The organism is Paraburkholderia sp. FT54 (genome assembly GCF_031585635.1).
Classification (GTDB): Bacteria; Pseudomonadota; Gammaproteobacteria; order Burkholderiales; family Burkholderiaceae; genus Paraburkholderia.
This window is the reverse complement of record NZ_CP134196.1, coordinates 120611-141052: the sequence shown is the minus strand read 5'-3', so window position 1 is coordinate 141052 and position 20442 is coordinate 120611. Positions and strand designations below refer to the sequence as shown.

At 61.7% G+C, this 20442-nt stretch carries 19 protein-coding genes and 1 pseudogene; 14 read left to right on the top strand and 6 right to left on the bottom strand.

The features are described from left to right. Positions 1–87 precede the first annotated feature (87 nt). The 3 genes and pseudogenes from RI103_RS19960 to RI103_RS19950 all read right to left on the bottom strand — a co-directional run bounded on the left by RI103_RS19960 (position 88) and on the right by RI103_RS19950 (position 2878). The gene (locus RI103_RS19960; RefSeq protein ID WP_310817085.1) at positions 88–1518 is read right to left on the bottom strand and encodes an aldehyde dehydrogenase family protein; all 1431 of its coding nucleotides are present in this window, start codon (positions 1516–1518) and stop codon (positions 88–90) included. Between the two features lie 255 nt (positions 1519–1773). Further along, positions 1774–2104 (bottom strand): annotated as a pseudogene (locus RI103_RS19955) (DDE-type integrase/transposase/recombinase); the annotation flags it as partial. 54 nt (positions 2105–2158) lie between these two features. After that, positions 2159–2878, bottom strand: coding sequence for an IS6 family transposase (locus tag RI103_RS19950; RefSeq protein ID WP_310818637.1), 720 nt, complete (start codon positions 2876–2878; stop codon positions 2159–2161). A gap of 427 nt (positions 2879–3305) precedes the next feature. On the opposite strand from RI103_RS19950, the gene RI103_RS19945 reads away from it, so the two are divergent. The 13 genes from RI103_RS19945 (at position 3306) to RI103_RS19885 (ending at position 17422) form a co-directional block, all read left to right on the top strand. Then, a complete protein-coding gene (locus RI103_RS19945; protein WP_310817084.1) occupies positions 3306–5678 on the top strand; it encodes a bifunctional salicylyl-CoA 5-hydroxylase/oxidoreductase in 2373 nt (790 codons plus the stop codon). Continuing rightward, entirely contained in the window at positions 5675–6448 is a 774-nt protein-coding gene (locus RI103_RS19940) for an SDR family NAD(P)-dependent oxidoreductase (protein ID WP_310817083.1), read from the top strand. The genes RI103_RS19945 and RI103_RS19940 overlap by 4 nt, the downstream gene beginning before the upstream one ends. After that, positions 6445–7005 (top strand): MarR family transcriptional regulator, encoded by a 561-nt coding sequence (locus RI103_RS19935; protein ID WP_310817081.1) that lies wholly within the window; start codon positions 6445–6447, stop codon positions 7003–7005. The genes RI103_RS19940 and RI103_RS19935 overlap by 4 nt, the downstream gene beginning before the upstream one ends. A 26-nt stretch (positions 7006–7031) precedes the next feature. Beyond that, positions 7032–7883, top strand: a complete 852-nt coding sequence (locus RI103_RS19930) for an enoyl-CoA hydratase family protein (RefSeq protein ID WP_310817080.1) — start codon at positions 7032–7034, stop codon at positions 7881–7883. A gap of 1 nt (position 7884) precedes the next feature. Beyond that, complete coding sequence (locus RI103_RS19925) at positions 7885–9093, top strand: acyl-CoA dehydrogenase family protein (RefSeq protein WP_310817079.1); 1209 nt, start codon at positions 7885–7887, stop codon at positions 9091–9093. Continuing rightward, positions 9090–9533, top strand: a complete 444-nt coding sequence (locus tag RI103_RS19920; RefSeq protein WP_310817078.1) for a thioesterase family protein — start codon at positions 9090–9092, stop codon at positions 9531–9533. Before RI103_RS19925 ends, RI103_RS19920 begins: the two co-directional genes overlap by 4 nt. Continuing rightward, positions 9530–9925 carry a RidA family protein gene (locus RI103_RS19915; RefSeq protein ID WP_310817077.1) on the top strand — a complete coding sequence of 132 codons (396 nt, stop codon included), beginning with the start codon at positions 9530–9532 and terminating at the stop codon, positions 9923–9925. Before RI103_RS19920 ends, RI103_RS19915 begins: the two co-directional genes overlap by 4 nt. Before the next feature lie 72 nt (positions 9926–9997). Beyond that, complete coding sequence (locus tag RI103_RS19910) at positions 9998–11638, top strand: AMP-binding protein (protein WP_310818636.1); 1641 nt, start codon at positions 9998–10000, stop codon at positions 11636–11638. 29 nt (positions 11639–11667) lie between these two features. Then, a complete protein-coding gene (locus RI103_RS19905) occupies positions 11668–12891 on the top strand; it encodes a dienelactone hydrolase family protein (protein WP_310817076.1) in 1224 nt (407 codons plus the stop codon). A 73-nt stretch (positions 12892–12964) separates the two neighbouring features. Beyond that, positions 12965–13642 (top strand): glutathione S-transferase, encoded by a 678-nt coding sequence (locus RI103_RS19900; RefSeq protein ID WP_310817075.1) that lies wholly within the window; start codon positions 12965–12967, stop codon positions 13640–13642. Positions 13643–13836: 194 nt separating this feature from the next. Continuing rightward, a complete protein-coding gene (locus RI103_RS19895) occupies positions 13837–15345 on the top strand; it encodes a DHA2 family efflux MFS transporter permease subunit (protein ID WP_310817074.1) in 1509 nt (502 codons plus the stop codon). A gap of 86 nt (positions 15346–15431) precedes the next feature. Next, entirely contained in the window at positions 15432–16265 is an 834-nt protein-coding gene (locus tag RI103_RS19890; RefSeq protein WP_310817073.1) for an AraC family transcriptional regulator, read from the top strand. Between the two features lie 158 nt (positions 16266–16423). Continuing rightward, complete coding sequence (locus tag RI103_RS19885; protein ID WP_310817072.1) at positions 16424–17422, top strand: dienelactone hydrolase; 999 nt, start codon at positions 16424–16426, stop codon at positions 17420–17422. A 6-nt stretch (positions 17423–17428) separates the two neighbouring features. On the opposite strand, the gene ald is transcribed toward RI103_RS19885, so the two are convergent. Both ald and RI103_RS19875 read right to left on the bottom strand, forming a co-directional pair. Further along, positions 17429–18547, bottom strand: coding sequence for an alanine dehydrogenase (gene ald / locus RI103_RS19880; protein WP_310817071.1), 1119 nt, complete (start codon positions 18545–18547; stop codon positions 17429–17431). A gap of 109 nt (positions 18548–18656) precedes the next feature. Then, positions 18657–18956 carry a hypothetical protein gene (locus tag RI103_RS19875; RefSeq protein ID WP_310817070.1) on the bottom strand — a complete coding sequence of 100 codons (300 nt, stop codon included), beginning with the start codon at positions 18954–18956 and terminating at the stop codon, positions 18657–18659. Between the two features lie 354 nt (positions 18957–19310). Between RI103_RS19875 and RI103_RS19870 the strand changes: the two genes are divergently transcribed. Continuing rightward, positions 19311–19796 carry a GNAT family N-acetyltransferase gene (locus tag RI103_RS19870; protein ID WP_310817069.1) on the top strand — a complete coding sequence of 162 codons (486 nt, stop codon included), beginning with the start codon at positions 19311–19313 and terminating at the stop codon, positions 19794–19796. A 46-nt stretch (positions 19797–19842) separates the two neighbouring features. Here the strand turns inward: RI103_RS19870 and RI103_RS19865 are convergent, their stop codons facing one another. Next, complete coding sequence (locus RI103_RS19865; RefSeq protein ID WP_310817067.1) at positions 19843–20430, bottom strand: flavin reductase family protein; 588 nt, start codon at positions 20428–20430, stop codon at positions 19843–19845. Positions 20431–20442 lie beyond the last annotated feature (12 nt).

The window sequence follows — 20442 nt, the reverse complement described above, 5'->3', positions numbered from 1 at the left end:
CTCGCTACTGCTGCCCGGCTCACTCGGGTCCGTTGATATTCGTATGATGCTCGGCATATATCCGACTTTGGAATGGGTTTCGGATACTTACAGTGCGACGACGCCGGTCTTGATCTGCGCAAAACTGCGCAGTCCCTCCGCGCCTTTCTCGCGCCCATACCCCGAACGCTTGAAGCCGCCGAACGGCAGCTCAACGCCACCCGAAGCGCCGTAAGTGTTGACGAAGACCTGTCCCGCCAACACCTCGCGGATCATCCTGTGTGCAGTGCTCAGATCGCGCGTCCACACGCCGGCCACCAGACCGTAGTCCGTGCCATTGGCGAACTGCACCGCCTCGTCGATGTCGCGGAACCGGGTCACGGCCAGCACCGGCCCGAAGACTTCTTCCTGGCCCAGCGGGCTATCGGGGTCGACATCGTCGATCAACGTCGGCTGCAGGAAGAAGCCCTCGCCGAACACGCCGCCGTTCAGCGCGTTGCCGCCGGCGACGATCTTCGCGCCGTTGCCGCGTGCCTGTTCGAGGAACGACAGGACGCGGCTGCGCTGCGCCTGCGAGATGAGTGGCCCGAGGGTCAGGTCGCTCAGCGCAGGACCGATCGTCACGTTGGCAAAGGCCTGCTGGATGCGCTCCACCAGAATGTCGTGCACGCTTTCGTGGACCAGCAGCCGCGAACCGGCCGAGCATGTTTGGCCTGCCATCTGAAGAATGGCGTTGACCACGCCCGGCACGGCGCGTTCCATGTCTGCATCGGCGAACACGATATTGGGCGACTTGCCGCCCAACTCCAGGGTCACGGGAATCACGCGGTCGGCGGCCGCGCGAGCGATGGTGCGTCCCACTTCGACCGAGCCGGTGAACGAGATATGGTCGATGTCGCCGTGGCCCGTCAACGCCGCCCCTGCCGTCTCACCATAGCCGGTCACAACGTTCAGCGCGCCAGCGGGCAAGCCCGCTTCGAGTGCTAGCAATGCCAGTCGGAGGGCCGTCAACGGCGCTTCTTCAGCAGGCTTCAATACACAGCAGTTGCCCATCGCCAGCGCCGGTGCGATGGTGCGCGCGAAGATCTGCATCGGGTAATTCCACGGAATCACATGCGCCGTGACCCCATGCGGCTCCCATTGCGTAAAAATCATCGTATCCGCGTTCAACGGAATGGACGATCCGTAGTGTGTTTCGACTGCGCTTGCGTAGAAGTCAAAATACCGCGCAGTGAGTTCAGCATCACGTCGCGCTTGCCGCAAAGGCTTGCCCGTCTGCAGTGCTTCAAGATGCCCCAGCTCATCCCGGTCACGTTCGATCAGCTGCGCGAAGCGGCGCAAAATCCGCGCGCGATCAGCAACCGCCACCTTGCGCCACTGATGCGACGCGCGCCGTGCCGCGCTAACGGCAAGGTCAATTTCCGCAGGACCACAGTCCGGCGTCTCGGCGATGACTTCGCCGCTGGATGGATCCAACACCGCGACGGTGTTGCGTGTCTGAATCGACTCACCGTTGATGACTGCGGCTACCTGCTTCATTGCTTGACTCCTCGATCGTTCGTGGTTGGATCACCGCCGATAGCTAGAGACCCGTCCCTGGAAATTCGCCGGGGCTCGCTGCGCCTGCGATCACGCGACGGCATACGACGGAGCGGATTATTGGCAGCCAAAATGCATCTCTGGTTAACGCCACGTAACTTCACCATTAACACGATAGTTAACACGCTGGATGCGTTGGGCTGGCGTTGTCAACTTGCCGTACGTGAGACAAAACGTTGGAGGTGTGGCGATGATTTAGAAACCAGTCGACGGATCTTGGGCGAGGTCGGTGAATTCGCCAGGCAACGAACCTTGCTGCAAGCTGTTTGCGATAAAGTGAAGCGAGCAGCAGATGCCGCTTGAGCGCGAAGTGTTGCCGGATCAGTCCAGAGCTCGACAGGAAGGCCTGGGTGCGTTTCGGATCACGAAAACCGCGGATGCGACGCTCGCGTTCGCGTGTCGGCTGCTGGCTGTTTTCAACCCGGTTGTTCAGTCGGGCTGCCGCTTTGACAAACACGTGCTTTACGCTCGCCAGCTCTGGAAGCTCAGCTTTGGCGGCCGGATAGCTGCGCAGCTGGTCGGTGAGGCTCTGGTGCAAATAGGATGTTTTGACGAGACGTTTATAAGTGGTATGGATGCCTTATCGATTGAACAGGACGGCATTCCAGACGTCGGGCGTAGTGGCATCCTTGAGGCCGAGCTTCGCGAGATTGAACTGCCCCTTGCGAATGCGATGCATCAACTCGATTCCTGAAATCGTGGTCGCAGCGCTCCTGAATCGCTTGAAACCAAGCATAACCTTCGTGCGCGACTTGATGTTCCGATGGTCCTGCTCGATCAGGTTATTCAGATACTTCGAGGATCTAACTTCGGTGCCGGCAGGAAGTAAGCCCTCAGCCTTCATCTCGCGCACGGCCCGGTGCGAAGCAGCATAGCCGTCGAGCGTGATCGTGAGCGGCGGATGGCCGTGATGCTTAATGGCCTTCCTGATAAACGCTTTTGCTGCTGTTACGTCACGTTTGACGCGAAGCATGAAGTCCACTGTCCTGCCAGACCGATCGACTGCCCGATAGAGGTAGACCCACTTGCCGCGAATCTTCAGGTAGGTTTCATCGACACGCCATGACCGCCCTGCGGGCGTGCCGAAACGGTTCCAGCTTTTGACGAACTCCGGCGTGAAACGCTTCACCCAACGGAGGATCGTGGTGTGCGCCAGCGACAAACCCCGCTCGGCCATCATCTCGACCAGATCACGCAAACTGAGCTTGTAACGAAGGTACCAGCGCACACACAGAATGATGATCTCACGATCAAAATGCCGCCCATCGAACAACCCACCCCTAGTCTTCAGCTTGCTCATCATCAGCCATCAGTTCGTTTGTTTCGACAACTCTAACCGATCTCGTCATCCCTATTTGCACCAGAGCCAGGGCGCGCAGAGCTCGCTTTTCGTTGCGTCGGGACGCGCAATTAATGGGGTCTACCGCGAACGGGCCTGCAGTGCGTCCAGACGCGCGGCGCATTTTGCGTTCGAACCACCGCGCTTGTAAGCCTGCGCAGCCTTTGCACTGTCTGGAACGACGTCGCCGGGAGCACTTCTGTCCCAGTGCCCCTCCCAGTCATTCTCTCGGATCACTTCGACCGTCTATATTTTTCTTCGACCGACTATATTTCTTCCGATCACCGTCGCGAACAAGCAGACGACAATCCATCCACATTTACTTGACATCTAAACTATCTACACCTAAATTATCCCCATCAGCAGCGTCCACATATGGGGAACAAGCATGCGCATCGTTTGCATTGGCGGCGGCCCCGCCGGTTTGTACTTCGGCCTCTTGATGAAGAGCCGGAACCCGGCCTACGACGTCACGGTCGTCGAGCGCAACCGTCCTTACGACACCTTCGGCTGGGGCGTCGTGTTCTCCGACCAGACGCTCGGCAATCTGCGCGCCGCCGACGCCCCGAGCGCCGACGCGATTCTCGACGCCTTCAATCACTGGGACGATATCGAGATCCATTTCCGCGGCCGGCAAATCCGTTCGTCGGGCCACGGCTTCTGCGGCATCGGCCGTAAGCGTCTGCTGAATATCCTGCAGGCGCGCTGCGAGGAACTCGGCGTCAAGCTGGTTTTCGAAACGCAGGTCACAGACGACAGCGTCTACGAAGCCGACCTGATCATCGCCTGCGACGGCGCCAACAGCGCGGTCCGTCAGAAGTATGCGGCCACTTATCAGCCCGCCGTCGACATGCGCGATTGCCGCTTCGTCTGGCTCGGCACCAGGAAACTCTTCGACGCCTTCACCTTCGCTTTCGAAGAAACCGAATTCGGCTGGTTTCAGGCGCACGCCTATCGTTTCGATGATCAGACCTCCACGTTCATTGTCGAAACGCCGGAGCGCGTGTGGCGCGCCGCGGGCCTCGACGAAATGAGCAAGGAAGACAGCATCGCCTTCTGCGAAAAGCTGTTCGCGAAGTATCTGGACGGCAACGCCTTGCTGTCGAACGCGGCGCATTTGCGCGGCTCGTCGCAATGGATTCGCTTCCCGCGCGTCGTCAACGAGGAATGGGTGCATTGGCGCAGCAACGCCGACGGCAGCCAAACTCCGGTCGTCCTCATGGGCGACGCCGCGCATACCGCTCACTTCTCGATCGGCTCCGGCACCAAGCTCGCGCTCGAAGATTCGATCGAACTCGCCAACAGCATGGGCGCGCATCCGGGTGATCTGTCGGCCGCGCTGAAGCACTACACCGACGTGCGCAGCATCGACGTATTGCGCATTCAAAACGCCGCGCGCAATTCGACGGAATGGTTCGAGCATGTGGACCGCTATACGTCGTTCGAGCCGGAACAGTTCGCGTATTCGCTGCTTACGCGCTCGCAGCGCATCTCTCACGAAAATCTGCGTGAGCGCGACGCCCGTTATCTGTCCGGATTCGAAGACTGGCTCGCCCGGCGTTCCGGCGTGAATCGCGCGCCGGAGAAGCATTCCGTCCCGCCCATGTTCACGCCCTTCACGCTGCGCGGCGTCACGTTGAAAAACCGCGTGGTGGTGTCGCCAATGGCGCAATACTCCGCCGTCGACGGCATTGCGGGCGACTATCACCTCATGCATCTCGGCGCCCGCGCGATGGGTGGCGCGGGGCTGGTCATGACGGAGATGACCTGCGTCTCGCCCGAAGCGCGCATCACGCCCGCATGCCCCGGCATGTATGCGCCCGAGCATCTCGCCGCATGGAAGCGCATTGTCGATCTCGTGCATCGTCAGTCGGATGCGAAGATCGGCATTCAGCTCGGTCATTCCGGCGCGAAAGGTTCGACACGTGTCTCATGGGAGGGCATCGATCAACCGCTCGCGGAGGGCAACTGGCCGCTCATCTCGGCGTCGCCGCAACAATATCTGCGTGGCGTCAGCCAGCGTTCGCGCGAAGCCACGCAAGACGAGTTGCGCGAAATCGAGGCGCAGTTCGTTCGCGCTGTGCAGATGTCGGCCGAAGCGGGTTTCGACTGGCTCGAATTGCACTGCGCGCACGGCTATTTCCTGTCGAGCTTTCTGTCGCCACTCACCAATCAACGCACCGACGAATTTGGCGGCTCGCTGGAAAATCGTCTGCGCTATCCGCTGCAGGTGTTCAAAGCGATCCGCGCGGTCTGGCCGCAAGACAAGCCGATTTCCGTGCGCATTTCCGCGCATGATTGGGTCGAAGGCGGTACGACACCCGACGACGCGGTCAAGATCGCCGAGGCCTTCAAGGCAGCCGGCGCCGACATGATCGACGTATCGTCGGGCCAGGTCAGCAAGGATGAAAAGCCTGTATTCGGCCGCATGTTCCAGACGCCGTTCGCCGACCGCGTGCGCAACGAAGCGGGCATCGCGACCATCGCGGTCGGCGCGATCTCCGAAGCGGATCACGTGAACAGCATCATCGCGGCAGGCCGTGCGGATCTGTGCGCGATTGCTCGCCCGCACCTGGCGAATCCTTCGTGGACGTTGAATGAAGCGGCCAAGATCGGCTATTTCGATGTCATGTGGCCGAAGCCCTACACGGCGGCGAAGTCTCAACTGGAACGCAATCTCGAACGCGAGCGCGCTCAAGCCGCCGCGAACGCCGGTCTGTCGCCGCAAGAACGCGCGCAACGCGCCGAAGGAACCGTGTGAACACGCTCAATTCCACACTCGCCGGACAACATGCGGTTGTCACCGGCGGCGGCAGCGGCATTGGCGCAGCGGTAGCGGAAAGCCTGCTACGCGCTGGCGCACGCGTCACCTTGATGGGCCGCAACGCCGGGCGACTCGGCATGCAGCGCGAAAAGTGCCGGACGCTGGGCGACGTGGCGTGTATCAGCGTCGACGTCACGCAGGAAGACTCCGTTGCGAACGCGTTCCGTGAGGCCGGCGCAGTCAACATCCTTGTCAACAACGCAGGCCAGGCGCAAGCCGCACAGTTCACGCACACCGACATCGCGCTCTGGCAGCGCATGCTGGACGTGAACCTCACCGGCGTCTTTCTCGGCACGCGCGCGGTCTTGCCCGGCATGCTCGAGCGCGGTCATGGACGCATCGTCAATGTCGCCAGCACGGCGGGACAGATCGGTTACGCGTACGTCGCCGCCTATTGCGCCGCGAAACATGGCGTGATCGGTCTCACGCGTTCGCTCGCCTTGGAAGTCGCGACAAAAGGCGTCACCGTCAACGCCGTGTGTCCAGGTTATACGGAAACGGAACTGCTGCACGCATCGCTTGAACAGATCACCAGCAAGACTTCGCGCACCGAACAGCAGGCGCGCGAAACCTTGCTTCGCTCGAATCCACAACATCGCTTCGTGAGTCCCGACCAGGTCGCCAATGCGGTGCTCTGGCTCTGCCAACCTGGCTCGGACGCCGTCACGGGGCAATCCATTTCCATCTCCGGTGGAGAAGTCATGTGACCAAGTCATCGAACATCAAGAAACCCACGGCGGCGGCTGAAACGAAACCGCCGCGCAAAGGCGTGCCCAAACCCGCGGAGAACGTCGTGGACCTCGAAATGAGCACCGGCGCGGATAGTCATATGGGCTTGCGTCTGTGGCTGCGCATGCTGACCACGACCAACCTCGTCCAAGCGGAGTTGCGCAAACGCCTGCGCAACGAATTCGACACCACGTTGCCGCGTTTCGATTTGATGGCGCAGTTGGAACGACATCCTGAGGGCTTGAAGATGACCGAACTGTCGCGTCGTTTGATGGTGACGGGCGGCAACATCACCGGCATTACGGATCAGCTCGAAAAAGAAGGACTGGTGTCGCGCGATAACGATCCGAACGACCGACGCTCGATCAGCGTGTGCCTGACGCCGGCCGGCCGCAAGGCGTTCGACAAGATGGCGGTCGCCCATGAGCAATGGGTTGTTGAACTATTCGGCGGATTGAGCCTCGACGAAAAATCGCGCACCCATCAGCGCCTCGGCAAACTCAAGCAACATCTGCTCGACAGTCTGAAAGACTGATCGGCATCGAAACGGAGGGGACACTCATGACACGATCCAACGCCGACGCCCTGCTGGCCGGCAACCGCCTCACGCTAGCCGGCTACGAAGCGCGGCACTTCGGCTGGTCGGTCGCCGACAAGGTCGCCACGATCACGCTGAACCGCCCGGAGCGCAAGAATCCGCTGACCTTCGAGTCGTATGCGGAGTTGCGCGACCTGTTCCGGCAATTGACTTATGCGACGGACGTCAAGGCAGTCGTGATTCACGGCGCGGGCGACAATTTCTGTTCCGGTGGCGACGTGCACGACATCATCGCGCCGCTGATCGATCTGCCGATGCCGGAACTGCTGCTCTTCACACGCATGACCGGCGATCTGGTGAAAGCCATGCGCCATTGCCCGCAACCGGTGATCGCGGCCGTCGACGGCGTCTGCGCCGGGGCCGGCGCGATTCTCGCCATGTCGTCCGACATGCGGCTCGGCACCGCGCGCAGCAAGCTCGCCTTTCTGTTCTCGCGCGTCGGCCTTGCCGGCTGCGATATGGGCGCTTGCGCGATTCTGCCACGCATCATCGGCCAGGGGCGCGCCGCCGAATTGCTCTTCACCGGGCGCTCGGCGAGCGGCGACGAAGGCCACGCATGGGGCTTCTACAACCGGTTGTGCGAACCCGCCGCGCTCCTTGAAGAAGCGCACAAGCTCGCCGCCGATCTTGTCGCCGGTCCGACTTTCGCGCACGGTATCACCAAGAAGATGCTGCATCAGGAATGGAGCATGAGCATCGACGAAGCGATCGAGTCCGAGGCGCAAGCCCAGGCCATCTGCATGAGCACCCGCGATTTCGAGCGCGCCTACAGCGCGTTCGCCGCGAAATCGCGTCCGGTGTTCGAAGGAGACTGAGTTGAGCGCTAACACCGATCTGGATCCGCATGGCGCGCTGGCGTGGCCGTTCTTCGAGCCGCGTCATCGCGAACTGGCCGCGGGTATCGAAGCGTGGTGCCGCGAGAATCTCACGCACCAAGACCACAAGGACGTCGATGCGACCTGCCGCCATCTGGTGCGTGAACTCGGTGCGGCGGGCTGGCTGAAATATGGCGTGGGCGGCGTCGCCTACGGCGGCCACGGCGACACGATCGACACGCGCGCCGTCTGCCTGCTGCGCGAAACACTGGCCAAACACTCGGGACTCGCGGACTTCGCATTGGCGATGCAGGGACTCGGTTCCGGCGCCATCTCGCTCGGCGGCACGCACGAACAAAAGACGCGCTATCTGCCGCGCGTCGCCAACGGCACGGCCATCGCGGCGTTCGCGTTGTCCGAGCCTGAGGCCGGGTCGGACGTCGCCGCCATGGCGCTCCGCGCTCGCGAAGACGGCGACGCCTACGTGCTCGACGGCGACAAGACGTGGATCTCCAACGGCGGCATCGCTGATTTCTACGTGGTGTTCGCGAGAACCGGCGAAGCGCCGGGCGCGCGCGGCATCAGCGCGTTCATTGTCGATGCGGAGACGCCGGGACTGGAGATCGCTGAACGCATCGACGTGATCGCACCGCATCCGCTCGCGCGTCTGCACTTTGCCGGCGCGCGCGTGCCGCGCAGCCAGATGCTCGGCGCGCCCGGCGAAGGTTTCAAGCTCGCCATGCGCACGCTGGATATTTTCCGCACTTCCGTGGCGGCCGCGTCGCTCGGCTTCGCGCGTCATGCGATGGCCGAAGGTCTCGCGCGTGCCGCGTCGCGCAAGATGTTCGGCCAGACGCTCGGCGATTTTCAGCTGACGCAAGCCAAACTCGCGCAGATGGCTTTGACTATCGACAGCAGCGCGTTGCTGGTCTATCGCGCCGCGTGGCTGCGCGATCAAGGCGAAAGCGTCACACGTGAAGCCGCGATGGCGAAATGGCACGCGAGCGAAGGCGCGCAACAGGTGATCGACGCCGCGGTGCAACTCTACGGCGGCATGGGCGTGCAAAGCGGCACGGCCGTCGAGACGCTGTATCGCGAGATTCGCGCACTACGCATTTACGAAGGCGCGACCGAAGTTCAGCAATTGATTGTCGGACGCGATCTGTTGAAAGCGCATGCTGCCGCAACCGCCGGAGAAAACGCCAAATGAGCGCGTCTTTCGAACGGCCCGTGCGTATCCGCTTCTCGCACTGCGATCCGGCGGGCATCGTGTTCTTTCCGCAATATCTGGTGATGACCAACGCACTGGTCGAAGACTGGTTCAACGAAGGCCTGCATATCGACTATGCGCACATGATCGCGCAACGCCGCCTCGGCTTGCCGATCGTCAAACTCGACTGCGAGTTTTCGCGGCCTAGCCAGATGGGCGAAACGATCACGCTGACGCTGAACGTTGCAGCGATCGGCCGGCGCTCGATCAGCATCGATATCGTCGGCCATTGCAATGGCGAAACGCGTTTCCGCGCGAAACAGGTGCTCGTGACGACTTCGCTCGAACGCGGGACATCCATCGATATTCCCACCGACATCGCGAGCGCGCTCGCGACGTTCGCCCCACAGCCCGACTCCATTGAGGCGCATCGCTCATGAAAAAAGCTCTTCTTCCCGCCGGCTGGGTCAAGCCGCGTGGCTACGCGAACGGCGTCGCGGCAACCGGCACCCAGGTGTTCATTGCCGGCCAGATCGGCTGGGACGAACAGGCCCGTTTCCAGACGACCGACTTCGCCGCGCAAGCCATTCAGGCGCTCAGGAACGTGCTCGCGGTTTTGCACGAAGCAGGCGGCAAGCCCGAGCACCTGGTGCGATTGACGTGGTACGTCACCGATAAGCGCGAGTACCTCGCTTCGTTGAAAGACATCGGCCGTGCATTTCGCGAGTTGATCGGCGACTACGACATCGCGATGAGCGCGGTTCAAGTAGTCGCGCTGATCGAAGACGAAGCGAAAGTCGAAATCGAGGCGACCGCCGTGATCCCGCAGTAAGTCAGCGATACGAAACGAACCCACTAAGCCAACCGAAGCGCATTTAGCCGGCTCAACGCCCGGGAGACCATGATGGAACCGTCAGCACACGTCGATACCTTCGCGCGCGACAATCTTCCGCCGCAGGATCAATGGCCCGTCTTTCTGCTCGACAACCCGGACGTCGCCTATCCGGCGCGTTTGAACTGCGCGACGGAGTTGCTCGACAGAACCATCGATGCGGGCCACCGCGATCGTCCCGCGATCTGGTCCGATGTGGACGGCACACCCCGCGCCACCACTTACGGTGAACTGCTGGCGCTCGTGAATCGCAGCGCGCATGTGCTGGTCGACGAAATGGGACTGCAACCCGGCAATCGCGTCTTGCTACGCGGCCCGAATACGCTGCACATGGCCGTGACCGCACTCGCCGCGCTGAAGGTTGGGCTCGTCGTGGTGCCAACCATGCCGCTTCTGCGCGCCAAGGAACTGAAGCAGATCATCGAGAAAGCGCAGGTTAGCGCGGCGTTGTGCGACGCTCGCCTGACCGCCGAACTGGCGCACTGCACCGATTCAAAAGACGAGTTCTACTGCGCGGGCCTGAAGCAAACGCTGCTCTTCCATGACGACGGCGCCGATTCGCTCGACACGCTCGCGATCAACAAGCCCGATCATTTCACCGCGTGCGACACCTCCGCCGACGACGTCTGCCTGATCGCCTTCACCAGCGGCACGACCGGCGCGCCGAAGGGCTGCATGCACTTTCATCGCGATGTCGTCGCCATGTGCGATCTGTTTCCGCGTCACGTGCTCAAGCCCACGTCGAGCGATATTTTTTGCGGCACGCCGCCGCTCGCGTTCACGTTCGGGCTCGGCGGCTTGCTGTGTTTTCCGTTGCGCGTCGGCGCATCCACGGTGCTGATAGAGAAGCTCACGCCCGAGACTTTGCTGCAGACAGTCGAACGTTTTCACGCGACCGTCATGTTCACCGCGCCGACTTTCTATCGGCAGATGGCGCCGCTGGTTGCACACCACGACATCTCGTCGTTGAAGAAAACCGTGTCGGCGGGTGAAGCGTTGCCGGATTCGACGCGGCGTCTCTGGCGCGACGCGACCGGCATCGACATGATCGACGGCATTGGCGGCACCGAGCTGATCCACATTTTCATTTCGGCGCAAGGCGACGAGATTCGCCCGAACGCCATTGGCCGCGCGGTGCCCGGTTATGTGGTGCAAGCGGTGGACGACGACATGCACCCGGTCGCGCCCGGCACGATCGGCAAACTCGCGGTGCGCGGTCCGACCGGCTGCCGCTATCTCGCCGACGAGCGGCAGAAGAAGTTCGTGCGCGACGGCTGGAATCTGCCCGGCGATTCCGTCTATCTCGACGAAGACGGCTACGTGTTCTACCAGGCACGCGCCGACGACATGATCGTCTCCGCCGGTTACAACATCTCCGGACCCGAAGTGGAAAGCGTGCTGCTGCAACATGACGCGGTGTCCGAATGCGGTGTGATAGGTGCGCCCGACGAAACACGCGGGCAGATCGTCAAGGCATTCGTCGTCGCGAATCCCGGTTACGAGCGGAACGACAAATTGGTCGCGCAGCTGCAGGATTTCGTGAAGAATAGCGTGGCGCCGTATAAATATCCACGCGTCATCGTTTTCGTCGATTCACTGCCGCGCACCGAAACCGGCAAGCTCAAACGCTTCGAGTTGCGTACCATGGCGTAGATTCAATTACCTGCATGGAGACACACCGCATGGCCGCCTCTTTCGTCGAAGTCGTCGCCCAGGATGGCGGCCGTTTCAATGCCTACGTCGCACGTCCGGCGCAAGGGTCCGGTCCGGGACTCGTGCTGCTGCAGGAAATTTTCGGCATCAACGACACCATGAAGGCGACGGCCGAGCGCTTCGCTGAAGAAGGTTATGTGGTGCTGGTGCCGGATCTGTTCTGGCGGATCAAGCCGGGCATCGTGCTCGGTTATGGCGAAGCCGACATGAAACAGGCGCTCGACTATCTCGGCCAGTTCGACACGAACCAGGCGGTCGACGATATCGCGGCCACAGTCGCGGCATTGCGCGCCATGCCCGAACAGGCCGGCAAGGTCGGCACGGTGGGTTACTGCCTTGGCGGCAAGCTCGCGTTCCTGAGCGCGGCGCGAACCGATGTCGACTGCGCGGTCAGCTACTACGGCGTCGGCCTGGAAGCGTATCTGGACGCAGTGCCGGCGATTCGCTGCCCGATGGTGTTTCACTTCCCCGAAAACGACTCGCACTGTCCGCCGGAAACACGCGAACGGATCAGCGCCGCGTTGCGCACACGGCCGCAAATCGAGCAATACGTGTACCCGGGTTGCGATCACGCGTTCGCCGCGCCGTCGCGCCCGCAATACGACAAGCCGGCCGCGATGATGGCGTACTCACGCACGCTCGCGCTGCTGCGCAAGGTGCTCGGTCCGGTCTACGATCTCAACGCGCTGTGGGAAGCGCATTGCTACTACGAGTTCGCCACGCGCGACGTGGATGCCGTCATGCCGACCATGGTCGCGCAACCCTATGTCAATCACGTTCCGACCATGACCGGTGGCGTCGGTCATGACAACCTCAAGCGTTTTTATACGCATCACTTCGTCAATTCGAATCCCGTCGATACGAAGCTGATTCCGATTTCGCGGACCATCGGCGCGGATCGGATCGTCGATGAGTTCATTTTTAGCTGCACGCATAGCTGCGAGATCGACTGGTTACTGCCCGGCGTCGCGCCGACCGGTAAGTATTTCGAGGTACCCATGCTTGCGGTCGTGTGTTTCCGCGGCGACAAGCTCTATAACGAGCACATCTATTGGGATCAGGCTTCCGTGCTGGTGCAGGTGGGCTTGCTGAACCCCGAGGGACTGCCGGTCGCCGGTATCGAAAGCGCACGCAAGCTGCTCGACGAAACGCTGCCGTCGAATCAGTTGATGGGCAGCAAATCACGCGTATGAGGTGCGACTAGAGGCCCGCCTCTGCACAAGCTCCTTATGATGTGACACTCCATTGGCCACCGTCCATCGACCCATGCTGACCGTCCATCATCTGAACAACTCCCGCTCGCAGCGTGTGCTGTGGCTGCTCGAAGAACTCGGTGTTCCTTACGAGATCAAGCGTTACCAGCGCGATCCGAAGACGATGCTGGCGCCGCCCGAGTTGCGCGCGGTGCATCCGCTAGGCAAGTCGCCCGTGATCACCGACGATGGTCAGACTATCGCCGAGTCGGGCGCGATCATCGAGTATCTGATCGACAAATACGGGCAGGGACGATTTGCGCCGGCGCCGGGCACGCCGGAGCGGCTGCGTTACACGTACTGGCTGCATTACGCGGAAGGTTCGGCAATGCCGCCGCTGCTGCTCAAGCTCGTGGCGCTGCGCATTGCCAGCGCGCCGATGCCGTTCTTCGCCAGGCCGAGCGCGCGAAAGATTGCCGGCACGCTGCAGTCGAGCTTCATCGATCCGCAGTTGAAGCTGCACCTTGGTTATATCAACAAGGAACTGAGCAAGACTGGCTGGTTCGTCGGCGACGACTTCACGGCGGCTGACGTGCATATGAGTTTCCCGCTCGAAGCCGCCACGGCGCGCGGCGGGATGGAAGGCCAGATTCCGGCAGTGGTTGATTTCCTCAAGCGCATTCATGCGCGACCCGCTTATCAGCGGGCGTTGGAGCGCGGCGGCAAGTACGAATTGCTCGGCGGCGATTGACGTTCGCGCCGACCTGGAACTCGTAGTTGTGGGTCGAAATTCGCGGGTGCTAGACTGACAAATCCCATTGTCGTCAACGAGTTGCCAGCCGGTTGCTCTGGACTGCGCCGGCTTGCGTTTCGTTCGGCGCGGCGCCCATTTCCGCGGCTGCGCGTGCGGCGCGTCCTATCGACCACGGCCAAGGAGTCGCCTGCATGACCCATTCCATCCACGGCAACAAACGCTGGCTCGCACTGATCGTTCTGTGCCTCGGCGTGCTCATGATCGTGCTCGATACCACGATCGTGAACGTTGCGCTGCCGTCCATTGCGGCGGATCTCGGCTTTACCGAGACGTCGCTCGTGTGGGTGGTCAATGCATATATGCTGACCTTCGGCGGTTGCCTGCTGCTGGGAGGGCGGCTCGGCGATCTGTACGGGCATCGCAAGCTGTTTCTCATCGGCATCACGTTGTTTACGCTGGCGTCGCTGGCTTGTGGGATTTCGAACTCGCAAGTGCTGCTGGTCTGTGCGCGGGCCGTTCAGGGTGTGGCGGGCGCGATTGTCTCGGCGGTTTCGTTGTCGCTCATCATGAATCTGTTCACGGAGCCCGGCGAGCGTGCGAAGGCTATGGGCGTGTACGGTTTCGTCTGTGCGGGCGGCGGCAGCATTGGCGTGTTGCTCGGCGGACTGCTCACTAATCTGCTGAGCTGGCACTGGATCTTTCTTGTCAATCTACCGATCGGCATTGCCGTGTACGTGCTCTGTGTCGCGCTGTTGCCGTCCGCGCGCGGGCATGCTCACGGCGAGCGGCTCGACGTGGCCGGTGCGGTGTCTGTCACTGTTTCGCTGATGCTCGCCGTCTATGCGGTGGTGAACGGTAATGAAGCTGGATGGACTTCGGCGCAAACGCTTGGTTTGCTGTTTGCCGCGTTGGCGCTGCTTGTTGTGTTCCTGGTGATTGAATCGCGCGTCCAGCATCCGTTGATGCCGCTCGGTTTGTTCCGCTTGCGCAATGTCGCGACCGCGAATGTGGTCGGCGTGCTGTGGGCAGCGGCGATGTTTGCGTGGTTCTTCATCTCCGCGCTGTATTTGCAGCGCGTGCTCGGCTATCGGCCGTTGCAGGTCGGACTCGCGTTTCTGCCGGCCAATCTGATCATGGGGTTCTTTTCCCTCGGGCTCTCGGCGCGCGTGGTGATGCGCTTTGGATTGCGTCTTCCGCTGGCTGTGGGGCTGCTGGTTGCGGCTTGCGGTCTTGCGTTGTTCGCTCGCGCGCCGGTGGGCGGCAGCTTTGTGCTCGATGTCATGCCGGGCATGATTCTGCTCGGCTTCGGCGCTGGTATCGCCTTCAATCCGATGCTGCTCGCCGCCATGAGCGATGTCGATCCGAGCGACTCTGGGCTCGCGTCCGGTATCGTCAATACGTCGTTCATGATGGGTGGGGCGCTTGGGCTCGCGGTGCTGGCGAGTCTTGCCGCGGCGCGGAGTGAGGCGATGCTGGCATCATCTGGCGATGCCGTGGCGGCGCTCAACAGCGGGTATCACGTCGCGTTTTTGTTTGGGGCGATTTTTGCGGCGGTGGCGGGAGTTGTTGGCGGCGTATTGTTGCGGACCGGGAAGGCTGGGGGTGAGGGTGCGTACGAAGGTGCTGACGGTCGCAACGTGACGGCAGCGGATGAACACTCCACCGCCACAGGCAACAAAGCCGCGACTGAAAACTACTAAACGCCGCGCCGCAAAAACCGCAATCCCGATCAAACACATCGGATCGGCGCTCGTTATGCTGGTTCCATGCTGACATGAGAGCCCATATGAACCCGGTTGGAAAAGCGCTGTGGTTTATCGAAAGCCACTTTGCCCACGAGTTGACGCTCGACGACATCGCCAACTGCGGATGCGTGTCGCGCTTTCACTTGGCGCGCGCCTTCGAAGCGGCCACGGGGTTTTCGGTGATGCGCTATGTGCGCGGACGTCGCTTGAGCGAAGCGGCGCGTCGGCTGGCGAGCGGCGCTCCGGATATCCTCGCGGTCGCCATCGACGCCGGCTACGGTTCTCACGAGGCATTCACACGCGCGTTTCGCGAGCAATTCGGGCTCACGCCCGACGCGCTGCGCGCGCGTGGCCATCTCGACAATCTCGCCCTCGTGGAGCCGATCAAAATGGACGAATCCCTGCTTACCCATCTCGAACCGCCGCGCTTTGAAGACGGCAAAGCGTTTCTCGTCGCGGGCCTCAGCGAGCGCTATACCAGCGAAACCTGCGCCGCGATTCCGTCGCAGTGGCAGCGCTTTGGTGACTACTTCGGCAAAGTGCCGGGGCAGGTCGGCAACGTGGCGTATGGTGTTTGCTATAACGCTGACGATAACGGCAACATCGACTATCTGTGTGGCGTTGAAGTTAGTGACTTCTCGGCGCTGCCTGCTGAGTTGAGCCGCTTGCGTATTTCGCCGCAACGGTATGCGGTGTTCAGTCATCGCGAGCATATTTCGACTATCCGGCGCACCTGGAACACGATCTGGAATCAGTGGCTGCCGGCATCGGGACATATTCCTGCCGATGCACCGAATTTTGAGCGCTATGACGAGAAGTTCGATCCTGTCAGTGGGATGGGCGGGCTCGAGATTTGGTTGCCGTTGAAGAGCTGAGGAGCCCGGACGCTCGTCATGGCGATGCATGCGGCGGGTGCGTCGCCGGTAACCCCGCTATCGGCTAAAGGATGGGCGCGATGCGACCGATGCGTCCCGCTCATATGACTGTTCGTTTCTCCGTGCCCACTTCGTCCAATTCGGTTTGAGTGACGACAATGACGCAAACCGCCGTGAGATTGCTGGCCGTTGTCACCTTGCTCCTGGGTCTGGTGGCCACGCCCGTCTTCGCGGCCAATGTCGGCTTTGAGGAGGTCAAGATACCGAATGGTGCTGAGCCGCCTCTCATTGCCGGCATCTGGTATCCGACCGATGCGCTGGCGACGTCACACGTCTTGGGCAATTTCACCCAGACTGTGGCAGCGGATGCGCCCATCGCTGGCAATCGCCTGCCACTCGTGGTGATGTCGCACGGCGGCGGAAGCTGGTACGGCGGGCATGACGATACGGCACTCGCGTTGGCTCACGCGGGCTTCGTCGTCGCAGCGGTCAGTCACGCCGGTGACACTTTCGATGATCAAAGCCGGGTCCTGCAACTCTGGCGCCGTCCTGCCCAGCTTCATGGGCTGGTTGACTACATGCTCGACAAGTGGCACGGGCACGCACAGTTGGATGCGGCGCGCGTCGGTGCATTTGGCTTTTCTAACGGCGGCTTCACCGTGCTCGTGGCAGCAGGTGGTATCCCTGAACTTTCGACAATCGCCCCGTTTTGCGAGGCTCATGCGGATCAGGATCTGTGTGAAGCCCTCAAGCATGCCGGCGTAGACCTTCATATCGGTGCGAATGTCCCCGCCGGCGCCTGGGTCCACGATCCCCGCATCAGGGCCGTGGTCGTCGCCGCACCTTCGTTCGGGTTTGCGTTCGGCCGCGCAAGGCTACGCGGCGTTCGCGCCCCGGTCCAGCTCTGGAGCGCCGCCGACGATCGCCATCAGCCGCATCCCTACTATGACGAGGCCGTGCGCGATGACTTGCCCCACGCACCCGAATATCACCTCGTTGCCAACGCAGGCCACTACGACTTCCTGCCACCCTGCGATACGCGTCTTTCCCGGCGACGGCCGGAGATTTGCAACAGCCTGCCGGGCTTCGACCGCGAGGCGTTTCATGAGCAATTCAACGCCGACGTGGTGCAGTTTTTTGAGGCAATGCTGCGATAGGAAAACTCAGCTTGCGAGGACGTCAACGATGTCCCAGCTATCTATCCCCAACGCATCGCCGACCGGCTTGCAGGTGAGCCGGCCTTCATGAACATTCAGACCGGGGCGCAGGTGCTCATCGTCAAGCAATGCCTGCTTCCAGCCTTTGTTCGCGATGTCGACGACGAACGGCAGCGTGGCGTTGTTCAAGGCGAATGTCGATGTTCTTGCCACCGCGCCCGGCATATTTGCCACGCAATAGTGCACCACGCCGTCGACGACGTACGTGGGCGCGTCGTGCGTTGTCGGCCGTGAGGTCTCGCAGCAGCCCCCTTGATCGATCGCGACGTCGACAATCACCGACCCCGGTTTCATGCGCGCCAACATTTCCCGCTTGATCAACTTCGGCGCCGCCGCGCCGGGCAGCAACACGCATCCGATCACGAGATCGGCCCGTTCAAGCAGTTCCTCGACTTGAGACTGCACCGAGAAGACGGTCTGGATCGCGCTGCCGAACTGCACCGTCAGACGCTTCAGAACGTCGGCGGAGCGGTCGACCACGGTCACCCTCGCGCCCATGCCGAGCGCAATCGTCGCCGCGTGAGTGCCGGATACGCCGCCACCCAGAATCAGCACCTCTCCCGGCGGCACGCCGGGCACACCGCCTAGCAGCACACCGCGGCCACCCATCGATTTTTCGAGACAACGCGCACCCGCCTGCGGCGCAAGCCGGCCCGCCACCTCCGACATGGGCGTCAGCAACGGCAAACCGCCGGAACGCGAGGTCACTGTTTCGTAAGCGATGCAGGTGGCGCCGCTTTTTAGCAGGTCGGCTGTCTGATCGGCGTCGGCCGCGAGGTGCAGGTACGTGAACAGGATCTGGCCGCGGGACAGGCGTGCGCGTTCTATCGCCTGCGGCTCCTTGACCTTGACGATCAACTCCGCCTCCTTCCACAGGCGCTCGACCGATTCCTGGATGCTTGCACCCGCCTTGACGTAGTCGCTGTCAGCGATGCCGGATCCTTCGCCCGCGGCTTTCTCGACGGCGACGCTATGGCCTTGTCGAACCAGCTCGGCGACCGACACCGGCGTCAGACCAACCCGATACTCCTGCGCTTTGATTTCCTTTGGTACGGCGATTTTCATTTTATGTCTCCTCGGAGTGGATTCAGGCGCTCGCTTGTGGCAAGTGCGTTTGTGATCGCGTCGATTGCGCCTTGTGGTGCGTCGACGGTGGTGTTCGCTTCCGCGTGGGTCAGATAAAGCGGAGGCGTCGAGTCCAGAATATCGCTTTGAGGCATGGCGCGTCTATTGACGTTGTTGTCAAGGAGCGGCGCAGCGCAATGGGTGGGATGATCTTGAGCGCTGGATTGGAGAAGATCGGGCCATTCGGATTTGCGACAAACTTAGCGGCTGCTAGCATTTCCTCGCCGCGCGCATCGCTTGTGATCGGGACCCCCGTCAGCGCCTCGCTTAACGAGCGGTTCAAATAACAGCGCGTTTCGCACGCGTTCCTGACGAGATTCAGTGAATCGATCAGTTCCAGATGCGCCACACCTGCTGCTTTGCACAATGGGTATGATGCGATCGGTGGCGCTTAGTCCAGAACAGAGCCCGGTCGCGCTTGCAAGCGGCAAGCGCAGCGACGTTACGCTCAACAGCTGTCTCGACAACCAGGCGAATACACGAGCAGCACTCGCCACGTCACAACCTCGACGCCATCTCAGATGCCGCGCCAACAAACCCAGCCGTCACACACCCTGCACAAATGAGGCGTCAATCGCATTCTCGACGCGCTCTGGTCAGAACAGCACGTTAAACGCTACGATGTATGTCTGATCCGAAGCCGGTGCACCTTCGCGAAACTTCGATCTGCAACTCAACCAACCGATCAATCGAGCCTCTGACCTTGACTATCCATATCCGTCCCGCTCACGCCGCCGACGCAGCGCTGATTCTTCGCTTCATCACCGAACTCGCGGTCTACGAAAAGGCGGAGCACGAAGTCGTTGCGACCGTCGACGACATCGAAGCGAGCCTGTTTTCCGCCGCTTCCAGCACAAAGGCGCTGATCTGCGAGATGAACGGCGAGCCCATCGGCTTTTGCGTCTACTTTTTCTCGTATTCCACCTGGCTCGGCAAGCAGGGACTGTATCTGGAAGACCTGTACGTGTCGCCGGCATCGCGCGGCGGCGGCGCGGGCAAACAGATGCTGCGCCACCTCGCGCGCATTGCCTGCGACACCGGTTGCGGCCGCTTCGAATGGAGCGTGCTCGACTGGAACGAGCCGGCCATCGGCTTCTATGAATCACTCGGCGCCAGCGCGCAAAGCGAATGGGTACGGTATCGGTTGGCGGGAGACGCGCTGAAGAAGTTTGCCGAGAGCGACGCGTGAGCGATGCGTTTAATCGCGCCAAGTAGCGGCGCGCACTGAACCTTACTCACTCACTCGCCGTGCCATTCGCCACGGCGTCCACTTCGAACGCATCGCCCGTGGCAAAGAACGTCCCGCCGGCCACGTAATGACAGGTGCGCAGATCTGGATCGTCGCCGAAATGCCAGCGGTTGTTCGAGTACACGCGGCTATCCGCATACGCCGCGACGACTTCTCCGATGATCAGATCGTGGCGCTGGCTATCGTCCGGAATGACCTTGCACTCCATCCAAGTGATACAACCGGCGAGCATGGGCACGTCGATCTGTTGCGCGGGGAACGTCTCCAGGTCGAAGGCGGAGAACTTGTCGAGTTCAGTGCCTGCGTTCGTGCCCACTGCCAGCGTTTGCGCAGCGAATCCACGGCTCGGCAGTTGCAGTCCGAATACGCCGCTTGCCTCAATCAGTCGCCGCGTGAGCGTGCGGCTGTCCACCACCACGACCACCTTCGGCGGGTTGAAGTCGAGCGGCATCGCCCACGACGCCGCCATCACGTTCGAGCGGCCGCCGTGCGCGCTGGTGATGATCGTGACCGGCCCATGATTCAGCAGCTGCGTGGCCCGCGGCAAAGCCACGGGTTCTCGGGTGATTTTCATACGTAGGTTCCG

Excerpts from the sequence above, each read along its gene's own strand:
- RI103_RS19960 (WP_310817085.1), bottom strand. The coding sequence starts at position 1,518 with ATGAAGCAGGTAGCCGCAGTCATCAACGGTGAGTCGATTCAGACACGC.
- RI103_RS19950 (WP_310818637.1), bottom strand. The coding sequence starts at position 2,878 with ATGAGCAAGCTGAAGACTAGGGGTGGGTTGTTCGATGGGCGGCATTTT.
- RI103_RS19945 (WP_310817084.1), top strand. The coding sequence starts at position 3,306 with ATGCGCATCGTTTGCATTGGCGGCGGCCCCGCCGGTTTGTACTTCGGC.
- RI103_RS19930 (WP_310817080.1), top strand. The coding sequence starts at position 7,032 with ATGACACGATCCAACGCCGACGCCCTGCTGGCCGGCAACCGCCTCACG.
- RI103_RS19920 (WP_310817078.1), top strand. The coding sequence starts at position 9,090 with ATGAGCGCGTCTTTCGAACGGCCCGTGCGTATCCGCTTCTCGCACTGC.
- RI103_RS19915 (WP_310817077.1), top strand. The coding sequence starts at position 9,530 with ATGAAAAAAGCTCTTCTTCCCGCCGGCTGGGTCAAGCCGCGTGGCTAC.
- RI103_RS19910 (WP_310818636.1), top strand. The coding sequence starts at position 9,998 with ATGGAACCGTCAGCACACGTCGATACCTTCGCGCGCGACAATCTTCCG.
- RI103_RS19905 (WP_310817076.1), top strand. The coding sequence starts at position 11,668 with ATGGCCGCCTCTTTCGTCGAAGTCGTCGCCCAGGATGGCGGCCGTTTC.
- RI103_RS19900 (WP_310817075.1), top strand. The coding sequence starts at position 12,965 with ATGCTGACCGTCCATCATCTGAACAACTCCCGCTCGCAGCGTGTGCTG.
- RI103_RS19895 (WP_310817074.1), top strand. The coding sequence starts at position 13,837 with ATGACCCATTCCATCCACGGCAACAAACGCTGGCTCGCACTGATCGTT.
- RI103_RS19890 (WP_310817073.1), top strand. The coding sequence starts at position 15,432 with ATGAACCCGGTTGGAAAAGCGCTGTGGTTTATCGAAAGCCACTTTGCC.
- RI103_RS19885 (WP_310817072.1), top strand. The coding sequence starts at position 16,424 with ATGACGCAAACCGCCGTGAGATTGCTGGCCGTTGTCACCTTGCTCCTG.
- ald (WP_310817071.1), bottom strand. The coding sequence starts at position 18,547 with ATGAAAATCGCCGTACCAAAGGAAATCAAAGCGCAGGAGTATCGGGTT.
- RI103_RS19865 (WP_310817067.1), bottom strand. The coding sequence starts at position 20,430 with ATGAAAATCACCCGAGAACCCGTGGCTTTGCCGCGGGCCACGCAGCTG.